General features: G+C 41.9%; 8 protein-coding genes. 7 read left to right on the plus strand and 1 reads right to left on the minus strand.

All coding sequences use genetic code 11. The features are described 5' to 3' along the window. Positions 1-22 precede the first annotated feature (22 nt). Entirely contained in the window at positions 23-1330 is a 1308-nt protein-coding gene (locus tag FPZ44_RS21960; RefSeq protein WP_144993972.1) for a DEAD/DEAH box helicase, read from the plus strand. A 73-nt stretch (positions 1331-1403) separates the two neighbouring features. Here FPZ44_RS21960 and FPZ44_RS21965 read toward each other — a convergent pair whose 3' ends face one another. Then, entirely contained in the window at positions 1404-4595 is a 3192-nt protein-coding gene (locus FPZ44_RS21965; RefSeq protein ID WP_144993975.1) for a collagenase, read from the minus strand. Between the two features lie 375 nt (positions 4596-4970). Here FPZ44_RS21965 and FPZ44_RS21970 point away from each other — a divergent pair, with 375 nt between their 5' ends. From FPZ44_RS21970 to FPZ44_RS21995, 6 genes are all read left to right on the plus strand, one after another. Next, on the plus strand, positions 4971-6374 hold the full coding sequence (locus FPZ44_RS21970; RefSeq protein WP_144993978.1) for an ABC transporter substrate-binding protein: 1404 nt from the start codon (positions 4971-4973) through the stop codon (positions 6372-6374). A gap of 216 nt (positions 6375-6590) precedes the next feature. Continuing rightward, positions 6591-8000, plus strand: a complete 1410-nt coding sequence (locus FPZ44_RS21975) for an ABC transporter substrate-binding protein (protein ID WP_144993979.1) — start codon at positions 6591-6593, stop codon at positions 7998-8000. 73 nt (positions 8001-8073) lie between these two features. After that, positions 8074-9480 (plus strand): ABC transporter substrate-binding protein, encoded by a 1407-nt coding sequence (locus FPZ44_RS21980; RefSeq protein ID WP_144993981.1) that lies wholly within the window; start codon positions 8074-8076, stop codon positions 9478-9480. A gap of 562 nt (positions 9481-10042) precedes the next feature. Further along, positions 10043-11458, plus strand: a complete 1416-nt coding sequence (locus FPZ44_RS21985; RefSeq protein ID WP_144993983.1) for an ABC transporter substrate-binding protein — start codon at positions 10043-10045, stop codon at positions 11456-11458. 384 nt (positions 11459-11842) lie between these two features. Beyond that, positions 11843-13249, plus strand: a complete 1407-nt coding sequence (locus FPZ44_RS21990; RefSeq protein WP_186786185.1) for an ABC transporter substrate-binding protein — start codon at positions 11843-11845, stop codon at positions 13247-13249. 389 nt (positions 13250-13638) lie between these two features. Continuing rightward, complete coding sequence (locus FPZ44_RS21995; protein WP_186786186.1) at positions 13639-15057, plus strand: extracellular solute-binding protein; 1419 nt, start codon at positions 13639-13641, stop codon at positions 15055-15057. Positions 15058-15063: the final 6 nt, after the last annotated feature.

Raw genomic sequence — 15063 nt, forward strand, 5'->3', positions numbered from 1 at the left:
GATGCAGAAGAGAGGAAAATGAATCGTGACATTAACATTTAAACAATTACCTATAGATACAATTTATGCAGATAAGTTGGAGCAGCGAGGTATCGTAACGCCTTCGCCTGTACAGGCGGAAGCGATTCCTGCTGCTGTTGAAGGACGCGATGTGCTGGCTCAATCCCAGACAGGAACAGGTAAGACGCTGGCGTACTTGCTGCCGGTTCTTACACGTATCGAGCTGGATAAAAGCGCTTTGCAGGCAGTAGTTGTCGCGCCTACGCAAGAGTTGGCGATGCAGATCGTGCGCGAGGCAGAAGCGTTGGCGGGCGCGGAAGGGCTTATCGTGGCACCGCTTATCGGAGGCGCGGCCTTGAACCGCCAGCTGGACAAGCTGAAACAGCGTCCACAGCTTGCAGTAGGTACGCCAGGGCGTATTCGCGAGCTATTGGACATGAAGAAGCTGAAAATGCACGAGGTTCGCACGATCATCATAGACGAGGTGGATCATGTGCTGCGTCAAAGCGGGGCAGGAGATACAGAATATATCATGAATCGAGCACTACGTGATCGTCAGCTGTTATTCTTCTCTGCGACGTTGCCTGCTGAAGTGAAAAAGCTTGCTTCGGAATGGATGAAGGATCCCGTAAATGTCGGTATCGAACCGGATAAACGTGTTGCGGACACCATTACGCACTCCTTTATCGTATCAGAGGAGCGCGACAGAATAGACATGCTTAGACGTCTTGTGCGTCACTACAACCCGAAAAGCTCCATTGTGTTTGTCAATGATTCGGACATGATCGGCGAGTGGGAATCGAAGTTGAAGTATGCTCATTTATCAGTAGGTACTTTATATGGGAATGCTCCGAAGCAGGAACGAGTTCAGGTACTGCGCCGATTCCGTGAAGGTGAGTTCCAACTGCTGCTCGCGACCGATGTCGCTGCTCGTGGCTTGGATATCGCTGATCTCGAGATCGTATTCAGCTTGCAGCCTGCAATCAGTGCGGAGCACTATGTACACCGTGCAGGACGGACAGGACGTATGGGTCGTAAAGGGATATCTGTAAACCTGATTACGGAACGTGAGCTTTTCATTATGCGTAAGTTCGAGCGTGAGCTTAATATCGAAATTCAAGAATGGTCGTACTCTGATGGCAAAGTTCGTCTTGTTGAAGAGGGAGCGGTCAAGCGCAAACCTCAAGCGCGCAAGCCAGTTGAAACTCGACAATCTAGCTCACAGCGCAAGACGAACGATCGCCATCGCGATAAGAAGAGTAAAGGTGCGCCAAAGTGGTTGAAAGCGAAGCAGCAAGACAATGGGGATAAAGGCCGCCCTCAACAATAACAGGGGATTAAAGTCGGTCACTCACCATAATAAAGAAAACAAATGCTAGCGCCCTAGGGCGCTAGCATTTTTCTTAACGAACATGCAATTTATAACGGATATCTTCATTTGCAAACTTGTACACATATAACAAATATTGACCCGGCTCCGCTTCGTACGAAGCATTCATGCCGCGACCTTCCAGCTCAAGTGGATACACAACAGGTCGCTCCAAATCGCCTTCCTTAAATAACATCCAGTTTACGCCTTCACCAGCTTGCTTCTCCAGCTCAATGCGCAAATCGGATGGCTTGTCCACAGTAACGAGGAAAATGTCCTGCGTATCTGTACCTTCAAGCGCCCCAAGCGTTGTCCGATTCATCGGCAGTGGGTTGCTAACTGAATCAGGTGTATCATTAGGCTCAGATTCAACCAATGGTTCCAACTCTTTATCCGGTTTTGTTTCACCATCTGGCGAAGATGCTGCCTTCACTTTTAATTGATACGGCTGCTCGCCAGCACCTATTTTATATACAAATACATAATACGTCCCCGACCTAGCGGATACAGAACCTGTTAAGCGATTTCCTTCAACTTGTGTCGGATAACCTGCGAAGTTGGCCATATCAGATTCATGATAAACAATCCAAGCTAAACCATCTTGATTGGCTGCTTCCAGCTCAATGCTCCAATCCTCTTCTTTGCTCACTTCAAAACGGTAAATATCCATGTAGTCTTCGTCATTCACTTTACCGCTTACGACTTTCCCGGAACCGTCCACAACGACTGCCTCTTCCGGCTTGTTGTTTGGCTCAGCGTCTACATTAACTTGCTTATCGTCAGGCTGTTGACCGCTGTTGCCGTCTTCTTCACCTGAACCGTTATCGCTACCATTTCCGTTGCCATCTTGGCCGCCATTGTTACCATTTTCACCACTACCGTCTTTGTCACCATCATCCGGCTGTTGACCAGTACCTTCACCGTCTGGAAGTTTGCCGTGGAACACAACATCATAAACAAATCTTCCTTCGTTATCTACACGATAGTTTGTAAAATAAGCAGTTACTGTTTTATAGCCGTTCCATGGCTGCTCAGACAACGTACGCAAGAAGCCGTCTGCGAGCTCGCTCATCACTTTCCAGTCATCTGTTTTTCCAGTAGACATAGTGCCCGTGTACGTTCCTCTAAGCTCAAATGTATTGAAAAATGCAGACTTCTTCTCCTGCGTAACGACATCGCTTATTCGAGCTACACGTGTAATTTCATCGTAAATGGAGGATGCAGACTTCGGCGCAAGTGGGCTCATATAGTCGTCAGACACCAGAGGTACCGTCATGCTGTCAAACTGCGCAACATGATCCGCAATGGAACGCTGATACGCTTCATTCGTATGTGCATTGATGCTCAAGTAATTAAGCTGCTCACTATAAGCTTCTGCGTTTCCGCTTCGAATGGCCGTATGGATGCGATCAAGCTGCATCATATCGTTTTGATACAAGTAATCATATAGGGCAAACGAATAGTTATAGAAGTTCCACGTTCCATACTTCGAATTTACAGTGTCTGATACGGTAAAACGTGTCCCTCTATCATATTTTATGTTGCTTACGACTGATTTTCGCGGCTTAATGCCCTCAAGACGTGTCGCTCCTGCAAAGAATTCAGCTCCGCCTTCCTCAAACCAAGGCATACGTCCTCCGTCATACAGTTGACCTTGTCCCCAGCCGCCTGGTACCCCGTAGCGCCCTTGTAAATAATGCGTAACTTCATGTCTAAACAATTCTTCAAGGCTGTAAATACTCTGTTCAGCTGTTCGATCGTATGTAAAGAACGTCCCGTCTCCTTCAATGTAAATACCGCCGTTGTTGGTCTCATACCCATATAAATATTTGTTCATCCGATATTCATCCGGATTGTTGTAAATGACGACCGTAAGCACATCGTCCACATTTCCTGGTTCCAATGCTTTATCATGACCTGTCACGCGGAAAAATTGAGCTTGTACTTCTTTAGCTGCCCAGTATAAACGCTGGATCTGATCATCACTCAAATTTCCACCTGTTTTAAATACAACTTTGCCTTCGTCGAAAACAGTCTGTTTCGATAAATATTTCTCTTTTCCCGCTTGCTTCAGCGCGTCCATGTTTACTTGATTGCCGTTAGCATCCACTCGAGCATAGTGTTGTTCAATCTGAGCTGCCGCTTCAAAGTATAGTTCACTAAGCGCGGAATCTTTCTGCATCACATCCGTAAGGATACGATTTGCCTGCATTGGATCGCTATAGTAATGACCGAGCGCCCCCGTGAAGTAAATTGCATTGTTTGTTAACCAGACATGGTCTTGAGAACGTGGGCCGTTTTGAGCCAAACGGAAAAATTGATCCAAGTAAGCGTCTATTGCTCCTTTGAACGAAGCTTCGCGACTTTTATCATCCATGCGCCACATCAAATTGTAGCCCACACCATCTATAAGGCTAAAGTAAGAATTAGATGCAGCATTGTCATTTGCCAAAACATCCACACGGTCGACAAACTGTTTCACAACTTCAGCCAAATGATTAATCGTATCGACATCAACGGTGGAATTCGAAATCATTTTACCTGTGGAGCCAATGACTTTGTTTTGAACATCCGTTCCCCAAGTAAACGCTGAATTTTGAGTAATGGCCGTAATGGCAGGCATCACTTTTTCACGATAGGCTGTTGTATTAAGCTTGGACAATCCGTCATTATAGAAACCTAAATAATAGCCTGAACGGAGCACCTCTACCAAAGTAGTAATGCCTTTTTCATCTTCTGCTGTAAATGAAGCCCCGCTTGCTGCAAGCTGATCCACAATGGCCTGAAAACGTGCTTCATCTTCATAAAAACGCTGTACATCGTCATTATATTTAAACAATTCGGGCATTTGCGTCCATTCAATGCTCATTAGCAGTTCAGTTAACTGGTCGTACGGCATTGCGTTTAATTGCGCCATACTATAGGTGGACTGCTTGTTACTTAGAACGGATCTACTCTCTTGCTGAGGAGCAGGCTGCTGTTGATCCAAGCTGCCAATCGGATCTGCAAGCACATCTGCTCGCGCACCTTTACCTGATACCATTTTCATAACATCAGAATGTGCTGGCATTTGAGATAAATCACTGTTTACCTTGTTGTTTGCCGCGCGACTATTTACCTTACTGCTGCTCGTCGCACTCTCAGCCGCTACTGTCACCGGACCGCTTATCGCAACAACTGCCGCAATAAACATTGCTGTACATCTAGACCAACTTTTTGTTCTCATGATGCAAAATTCCCCTTTGTGAGTATTAGATTAATATTCGTTTGATTATATGAACATTAATTAATATATCGGAAGTAAAAGGGGCTAATGACATGCAACTATATGACTGTTTTTACTTACAAAAGCGGGTCTTTAGTACGGGGAATATTATTGGGGACTGAAATTGATGAATGATTGAGCATCGAGTATACGCTATTTATATGTATGTAGTGTTGAAATATGGAAAAATATCTATATACTCATAGAAAGATGCTGAATAATGTAAATAATTAGTTGGCATTTATATTTAACCCACACCAAGTGTAAACCCTCAAAGCTCGATCTTCGTTGATGATCTACTACTTTTATGATTAACGTATAGAGAGGGGAATCCAATTGTTATTTTATACTCGTCGTTGGAAAATCATTGTTGTGTATTGTCTTGTTCTAACATTATTGGCTGGATGCACAAGTGGGGACAAGGGTGAGCTGCCTCCTTTGCCTGAGGATGGATCTGGGACCATTAGAATCTTATTCGGGGATGAGCAGCAGTTTATGAACGAGTATGGAAACACGTTCAATGTAAAATACCCTGAAATAAAGTTTGAAATTGTATCTACCAAAGAGCTCTATGATTCACTAGGCCCTGATGACGATTACTATGAAAACTATATTAATTTTGTGAAAAAGAAAAAGCTCGATGTTGTCATGCTACCTCAATCTGACTATGAGCATTTTTCGAGTGTAGGGGCGTTATACCCAATCGAGTCGCTTATCAAAGCGGAAAAATATCCGATTGATGATTTTCATCCGGGTGTCATTGATCTATTGCGAGAGCTAGGAGGGAACTCTTTGAATGGGCTAGCTGTCCAATTCGACTCGTCTGCGCTGTTTTACAACGTAGATTTGTTCAAGGAATATGGAGTAGAGCTTCCTCGTCATAAAATGTCGGTACAGGAGATGCTGCAGCTCGCAGATCGTTTCAATAGCAAATCCGAGGCAGAAAAAGATCGAGTATACGGATTCCACAGTGAATATATGGCCCCTACACAAATGCTGTTCTCATTAGCGGAAATGTCGAATCTCCAATTTGTAGATGCTACCGCAGAAAAAATAGTAATGGACAGTGAGGCATGGAAATCTATATTTGTTAGTTATGCAGAGCTTGTAAAGGAAGGTAAGACGAATCTAATTAAACCGACTAGCGATATGAGGCCGGGACAAGGATTCGCACAAGGAAAGGCAGCAATGACAATCGGAAGCTTATTTATGATCGAGCAAATTCAGAATCCTCATCGCTATGGTCAAGATGAAAATCAGAAGAAAAAAGCGTTCGAGTGGGGGATGGTTACGGTCCCTATTGATCCAGCTAATCCAGATGAATCTTCTATGATCCAGTTGAGTAGTATTTTTGCAATTACGAAAGATTCGATTAACAAGCGTGCTGCATGGGAGTTTGTAAAGTTCAGCGCTGGTCCCGAGCTCGCTCGTATTCATAGCCGGAATGTTAATAAATTAACAACACGAACGAAGTATCAGCATGAGATTGCGGGCAAAAGTACGGAAGCGTTCACGTTATTGAAGCCAGGATCAAATGCTCGTGCTTTATATCGAACCTTTTATAAAAACAACGTATCTGATGAGTTCTATGCATCGTTTCAAAATAAACTAAATGAATCTATTATGGCTGTTGCTGATGGGAAAAAGTCGCCTGAGCAGGCGTATGAACAATTATTGCCGGAGCTTCAGAAGGACTTGGATATAGATCGTCAAAAGAGAGAGGACAAGAAAGCGAAATAATAAAAATAGTAGCTATTTAGGTGCGTTCAGCAGCTCTTCTATTAGAGTTGGGGGACGCACTTTTTTGTACGTGTGTAAGAAGTAAATAAAAATTAAGAATTTACAAATTTATGAACAAAGGATAACTCTTTTATACAGTTCAAAGGAAATACGAGGAATTTATAAAACCAAAAGATGGTCTATCTTATCTAGTAATTTAGAAGGAGAGTGGAGAAATTGAAAAGAGAGAGTTATTCACGTCATGGGAAGCTGCTGCTTGTGTTAAGTCTGGTCGTCACGATGCTGGCAGCTTGTACAGGAGGCAGCAAAAGTGATTTGCCTCCTCTGGCAGAGGATGGTACCGGTAAAATTAGAGTCATGTACTGGGGCGAAGAAGAATTTTTGCTCGATTACGGGACGCCATTCAATGTAATGTATCCTGATATTGAGTTTGAGGTTGTGCCAATGGCTGAGTTAAGGCGCTCTATAGAACCTGATGATAACTACACGGAAAAATTGACCGAATTTATAAAAGATAAAAAGCTGGATGTAGTGCTGTTAAATCAAGAAGAATTTAAAAAGATTGCGAATGAAGGAATGCTATATTCACTAGATGCGCTCATTCGAGACGAACAATATCCAATCGATGATTTCCACCCAGGTACCATTGATATTCTGCGTCAGATGGGAGGGAACTCTTTATATGGATTATCCTCATACTTTGAATCGTCTGTCCTATTCTACAATGAAGATTTATTTAAAGAATATGGGGTGGAGCCGCCTCGACCTAACATGTCGGTAAATGAAGTGCTGGAACTAGCCGAACGATTTGAAAGCAAGTCCAATCAAGGTAAAGATCGCATTAACGGTATACATAGCGAGTATATGAGTCCTGGTATGATGCTGAGGTCTTTTGCATCTATGGCTGGCTTGCAGTTCGTTGATCCGAAAGCAGAAAAAATCGTAATGAACAGTGAAGCATGGAAAAAGCTGTTTATCCAATATGCTGAACTAGTGAAAGACAAGAAGACGAATTTTATTGAACCAGACAAACAGGATGGTTATGCCCACGGATTTCTCGAGGGGAAGTCGGCTATGCTCATAGCGGATTTATGGATGATGGACAACATTAGAAGTGCTCAACTACACAATCAAAGTAACAAGAAAAAGACGTTTACATGGAATATCGTCCCTGTTCCCATTGACCCAGCTAAGCCAGACGAATCTCAAATGGTCAAATTTGGCGGCATTTTTGCGATGCTGAAAGATGCCACGAACAAGCGCGAGGCATGGGAGTTTATCAAGTTTAGTGCAGGTCCAGAAATGGCTAAAGTTAATGGCAGCTTTTCTAGTAAGTTAACGACACGTACGAAATATCAAAAGGATATTTGGGGAGCTAACATGGGAGCATTTACGAAGCTTAAGCCTTCTCTTTCTCCTTCTCTTCAAGAGACACTTACTAAAAATAAAATATCGGCATCATTTATTGAACAGATAGATCAGTCTATTTATGAGGCCATTCATTCTGTTGTGGATGGGAAGAAATCCTCAGAGCAGGCTTACACTGATCTGCTGTCAGAGCTTCAGAAGCATTTGGATGAAGCCAGAGTAAAAGGACAGAAAGAAAAGGATAAGCCGAAAAAATAAGTTTTAAATACGGTTTGAGGAAAAATATGATACTTCTATTTTCTAGTAGATATATAAAAGGAGAGAAAAGACGTTGAAAAAGATACATGTTGGACGTCATGGGAAGCTGCTGCTTATATTAAGCCTCGTTATGACGATGTTATCTGCTTGTACAGGAGGGGCTAAAAGTGAGCTCCCGGAGCTGCCTGAAGATGGTTCGGGTAAGATTCGAGTGATGCACTATAGCGAACAGCAATTTATGAGTTTCTACGCGGTTCCTTTTAAAGTGAAGTATCCGAATATCGAATTTGAAATTGTTCCAGCAAGTGAATTTTATGGCTCCATAGACCCTAATGATAACTATACCGAGAAATTAATTGAATTTATAAAAAAGAAAAAGTTGGATGTGGTGCTGCTGGATCAAAAAGAATATGAGCAGGCAGCTAGTCAGGGAATCTTATATCCGTTGGATTCGCTTGTAAAAGACGAAAACTATCCGATTGATGACTTTCATCCAGGGGTTATTGAACAATTGCGGCAGTTAGGTGGAAATACGCTGTATGGACTGGCTACTGCTTTTCAATCTTCTGCCCTGTTTTACAATGTAGATTTATTCAAAGAATACGGTGTAGAGCTGCCGAGGCACAAAATGTCTGTAACAGAAGTATTGGAGCTTGCCGAGCGGTTTGAAAGCAAATCTCAAAAAGATAGTGATCGTATATATGGAATGAATAGCACATATATGTCTGGTGGACATATGTTGCAAACTTTTGCGTCCATGGCAGGGCTGCAGTTGGTTGATCCGAAAGCTGAGAAAATTCTCATGGACAGTGAAGCATGGAAATCGCTATTTATTCAATTTGTGGAGCTTATCAAGGATAAGAAGTGGAACATTGCTGCGTCAAATGGTTATAACAACTATGATCCATCCTTCACAGAAGGAAGATCAGCTATGACGATAGGCCATACATGGATGATGAAGCAAATGAAATATGCTCAAGATTATGACAAAGATAAAAAAATGTTCAACTGGGAAATGGTGACGGTCCCTGTTAATCCAGCTATGCCAGATGAATCATCCCAGATTCAAATGAGCAACATTTTTGCGATGACGAAAGATTCGACTAATAAACGTGCGGCATGGGAATTTATCAAATTTAGTGCTGGTATTGAAATGGCCAAAATTAGAGGGAAATCTTCAGGAGAGTTGACGACGCGTTCAAAATATCAAAAGGATCTATACGGAAAAAGTGTAGAAGCGTTTACGATGCTGAAGCCGTCAACTGCTCCAACGGTTCGTGAGACAATGGTAAAGAATAACGTATCGGACATCTCATTTTTCGGAAATGCAGAGAAAGCCTTTGAAGAAGCGTTTAAGTCCGTTGTCGATGAGAAAAAGACTGCAGAGCAAGCTTATGAAGAGCTAGTACCAGAACTTCAGAAGCATTTGGATGAAGCTAGACGGAAAGGGCAAGAGGAACAAGCAAAAAAGAAAAAATAAGCGCTCATTAGCATGCATGGATCAACAACAAAAACATAATAGAACACAAATAATAACGAATGCTGTCACAAAGTGCAGCATTCGTTTTGTTTATACAGATAGACAGCTAAGAAACATACATCATGAAAACTACGGTTGTTGATGAACCAATCTTATACGTACGCACATCATATAAAACTCATATTTTCTGCTGAATGGCTGTAGCACTGCTCCCTCTAACGGTCGCTATTGATGTTATTTGCACAAAATCGCCCATAGTAGAATTTTAACGGTCGTAAGAGCGCTTATTTTAGCAGTAAGGGCGAACATCACCGTTTCAACTGGCAAATAAGCTTTCTGGCGTCCTTTAAAACTTAGAATAAGTAAAAATAAGCTGAATAGCCTCTATGACAACCGTTAACGGAATAATGAGTAGGTTGGCAGTTGATTATCGAATATTTGAGTTGTAAAACTCACTTCTTTAAGGACGAGAAGGTGATTATTTGGCATGCGTAATTTTCTAATAGATGGTTATTCAACAGGCGTGCATGAAAACAAATAATGTATAGATAGGGAGAGGAAAATGAACATACTAAGTCGGTTTAAACAATGGAAAATCGTTGTCATCGTAAGCCTCGTCGTCGTACTGCTAACGGCTTGTACAGGGGGAAATAAAAGTGAGCTTCCTCCTATGCCTGAGAGCGGAGAAGGAACGATTAGAGTGTTGTACTGGAACGAAGAGCAGTTTATGAAAGACTATGGATCATCTTTCAATGTGAAGTATCCCGACATTGAGTTTGAAGTAGTTTCAACGGGTGAGATGTTTCAATCGATTGGACCGGATGATGATTACCATCAGAAGATGCTCGCATTTGTGAAAGACAAGCGGCTTGACGTTGTCATTTTGAATCAGCCTGATTATGAGCGATTTTCATCAGAAGGATTACTGTATAAAATAGATTCGCTTATCGAAGATGAAGAGTATCCAACTGCTGATTTCCATCCTGGAGTTATTGACCTACTGCGGGAAAAGGGCGGTAATGCGCTGTATGGATTAGCTGCTCATTTTAGTGCTAGTGCCTTGTTCTATAACGTAGATCTATTTAAAGAGTATGGGGTTGAGCCTCCACGCCATAAGATGACTGTAAATGAAGTGCTGGAGCTTGCAGCGAGGTTCGATAATAAATCTAACAGTGACAAGGATCGTATTTATGGATTTGATGCCGAAAGTAGGGAGCTTGGCTACATGTTAATTCACCTTGCGGACATGTCCAATTTGCTGCTAGTTGACCCGAAAGCGGAAAAAATAGTAATGGATAGCGAAGCATGGAAGACTTTGTTTTTCAATTATGCTGAACTTGCAAAGGAAAAAAAGATCAATTATTATGATCGCGCGAGCAATGTATTTGGATCTGGGTTTTATGATGGAAAAGCAGCGATGATGATAGGAGAAGAATGGGCGATAGGGCAAATGAAAACGGCCCAATATTTAAGCAGCAAAAATGGAGCAAAGCCAAAAGCGTTCGAATGGGGGATGGTTACCATTCCTGTCGATCCATCTAGACCAGACGAGTCGAAGATAATAACGTTATCCAGCATTTTATCGATGATGAAAGATGCGCCTAACAAGCGCGGGGCATGGGAATTTATTAAGTTCAGCGCAGGAATTGAAATGGCTAAAATTACGGGTAAATCAGAAGGAAAACTGACGACACGGACCAAATATCAAAAGGATATGGCTGGAAAGAATGTAGAGGCATTTACGATGTTGAAACCAGCGACCAATTCACCATTTTTATATGAAACGCTAAATAAAAATAAGGTGTCTCAGGAGTTTTTCCAAAATCTATTTACGGAATTAAATACTACTTTCAAGGATATTGCTTCAGGAAAAGTCACTCCGGAACAAGCATATGGAGAGTTGCAAATAAAGCTTCAGCAGCAGTTGGATACGGCTAGAGAAAAAGGCGCTGCGCAAAAAGCTAAGATCAAGAAATAACACTTGAGTAATAGACGACCAGTGAATCCATTAGGACTTGCTGGTCGTTTTATATTCATTGATTTTTATAATAAATCGTTACACAGCCTCAGTTGTGTCATGGCAAATGCAGTTTTATACTTTAACTAAGAACATATATGGATGTTTATCCATAGGAAGTAAATTCACACACAAATTACCTCTTGGTTGCAAAATACACTTCATCTTTATTTCTTCCATCACATTTGATCAAACACAGAATGAACCAGCTTAATACGTAAGCGCTTTATTATTAGTGAAGGCTGCGTCCCAGCTACTCATCATGATCGTTTACATCTACCCAAGCTCAAGAAATGTATAGGCGCAGTATTACTATATGAAATAGTTAAAGAGAGGGGAATGATCATGTCTAGTTGGACTCGTCCATGGAAGTTGGTTGTCGTGTTAAGCCTTGTTGTTTCGCTGTTAGCTGCGTGTACAGGAGGAAGTAAGAGTGAACTGCCGGAGCTGCCTGAGAATGGGGCCGGGAAAATTACGATTATGCATTATGGCGAAGAGCAGTTTATGAGCGAGTTTGGCAATACATTTAGTGTGAAGTTTCCTGAGATTGAACTTGAAGTAGTCGAAATGCAAGATTATTTCCAATCACTAAAGCCAGAAGATGATGGTGATAAGAAACTTGTTGAGTTTATTAAAAATAAAAAAATAGACGTTGCTATGTTGAATCAAGACAATTACGAGTCTCTTTCTTCGGCAGGGGTGCTATATAAGCTAGACACCATCATTCAAGATGAAAAGTATTTAATCGATGATTTTGCACCTGGTGTCATGGATTTGATTCGTGAGAAAGGTGGCAATGCAATTTACGGATTGCCGACATCGTTTAACAGCCAAGTTTTATTTTACAATGCAGATTTATTTAAAAAGCACGGTGTAGATCCGCCAACGAACAAAATGTCTGTTACGCAAGTTCTTGATTTGGCCAAGAGATTTGATAGCAAATCTAAAGACGAGAAGGACCGTATTTATGGCATTCATACAGGATATTGGAGTCTCGCCGATTATTTGCTTTATCTCGGGGAGGCAGCGAATATGCAAATCATCGATCAAAAAGCAGAAAAAGTAGTGATGGATAGCGATGCTTGGAAAACGCTATTTTTCGATTATGCGGAGCTTGTGAAAAGTGGGAAAATCAACGTGAATGACCAGAATGCTAACGGAGGATATGATCCCGGTTTCGCTGGCGGCAAGTCGGCTCTTGGTATTGGTCAGCAGTGGACGATTGAACAAATGAAGTATGCGACGCGCTACGGTCCAGATGGGAAACCAGGCAAACCATTCGAATGGGGGATGGTTACTGTCCCTGTAGATCCAGCGAATCCGGATGAGTCTTCCTTAGTAGAGCTTTCTGAAATTTTTGCGGTTACGAATGATTCACCAAATAAGCGCGCAGCATGGGAATTTATTAAGTTCAGCGCGGGACCAGAGATGGCCCGTATCAATGGCCGTTCGACTAGAAAGCTAACAGCTCGAACGAAATATCAAAAAGAAATTAACGGAAAGAGCATGGAAGCCTTCACGATGCTTCGCCCTGCTAAAAATAGTTATTCTGTATACGAAACCTTAAATAAAAACGACGTGTCGGGGGATTTCCACTCGACGTTGACGATGAAATTAAATGAAGCGTTGACGGCCGTGAAAGATGGCAAGAAATCAGCGGAACAAGCCTATGCGGATTTACTGCCAGAGCTACAGAAGGCGCTTGGAGAAGCGAAGCAAAAAGGAGCAAAGGAGAAAGCAAAGAAAAAATAGCCGCTTACATCAAGCGGGTTAGCAAAGCACGCCCAGCAGCTTATCCAATAAGCAGACAGGGCGTGTTTTTCATTGCTGCCAAGGTTAGTTGTAATGTGAAAATTATGGATATATAATTTAACTTGTGCATGTTGATAGGTACATATATGTTTTCAAAGCAATCCGGATGCTTTGTTTACGTCCTTCCTCTTACGTCTAGCATTCTATCTACGGCCCATCTGAAAATCCTCTTAGATCACACATCACCATATACGAAGATATGATTTCAATTGATAATTTCTTGTGATAGTAAGGCTGTGTCACTCGTATTTCACCATGACCTTTACCTCCATTGAATTATTAGACGCAGTATAACTATAGTAATTGCCTTAATAGAGAGGGGAATGAACATGTCGAGTTGGACACGTCAATTAAAGCTAGTAGTTGTGTTAAGTCTTGTCGTCTCATTATTGGCCGCTTGTATAGGTGGAAGTAAGAGCGAATTGCCTGAGCTTCCTGAAAATGGCGCGGGAAAAATTACGGTCATGCACTGGAGTGCAGACCAGTTCATGAATGAGTTGGGAAATACGTTTAATGTGAAATATCCCGAGATTGAGTTTCAAGTAGTCGAGTCTAGTGAATTTCATGATTCTTTCAAACCAGAAGAAGGGGAAGGGGAATACGACAAAAAGCTTGCCGAATTTATTAAAAAGAAAAAAATAGACGTCGTTATGATACAGCAAATGGAATACGAGAAGTTGGCCAAAGCAGGAGTTCTACACAAGCTGGATACGATCATTCAAGATGAAAAGTATCCGATGGATGATTTTTATCCTGGTATTGTTGATTTGCTCCGTGAAAAAGGAGGTAATGCGATCTATGGGCTGCCTAGCGGGATAAATTCTATGGCTTTATTTTATAATGTAGATTTATTTAAGAAACACGGTGTAGAGGCTCCTACACATAAAATGTCGGCTCAACAAGTGCTCGATCTAGCGCAGCGATTCCCAGGTGGGTCCGATGAAAAAGAACGTATTTATGGAATCCATACGGAGTATCGGCCTGTAGGTGACCATATGTTATCATTTGGAGAAATGTCCAACCTTCAAGTTATTGACCAGAAAGCTGAGAAAGTGGTTATGAACAGTGAAGCTTGGAAAGAGTTATTTACTAGTTATGCTGATTTAATGAAAGACAATAAAATAAATGTGATAGATATGAAAAATCAAGGCGGTTCTTATGGAACTGGCTTTTCGGCAGGGAAGGCAGCTATGGTTCTCGGTCATACCTGGATGTTCGAAGAAATGAAATATGCAGCCCGATATGGTCCAGACGGGAAACCAAGTAAACCATTCGAGTGGAATGTGGTTACGGTGCCTGTTGATCCAGCTAATACGGATGAATCTTCTAGTGTGAGCTTGGGTGAAATATTTGCAATCACGAACAATGCGGTGGACAAGCGAGCGGCTTGGGAGTTTGTTAAGTTTACGACTGGTCCTGAAATGGCCAAAATTAACGGGCGCTCTACTCGAAAATTAACGGCGCGAAAAAATTATCAAAAAGATAAAGACGGCAAAAGTCTAGAAGCTTTCACAATGCTGCGCCCTGCGAAAAATAATTATTCCCTATACAGTGCGTTAGAAAAAAATGATATATCTTATGAATTCAACCAGACATTAACTACGAAATTGGATGAGGCACTTACAAATGTGAAAAATGGCAAGAAATCTGCCGAACAAGCTTATAATGAGTTGATTCCTGAGCTTCAGAAGGCCCTTGAAGAGGCGAAGCAAAAAGGAACCAAAGAGAAGGCGAAGAAAAAATCGTAGGGTAAT

Source organism: Paenibacillus agilis (genome assembly GCF_007786455.1).
GTDB classification, from domain to species: Bacteria; Bacillota; Bacilli; order Paenibacillales; family Paenibacillaceae; genus Paenibacillus_B; species Paenibacillus_B agilis.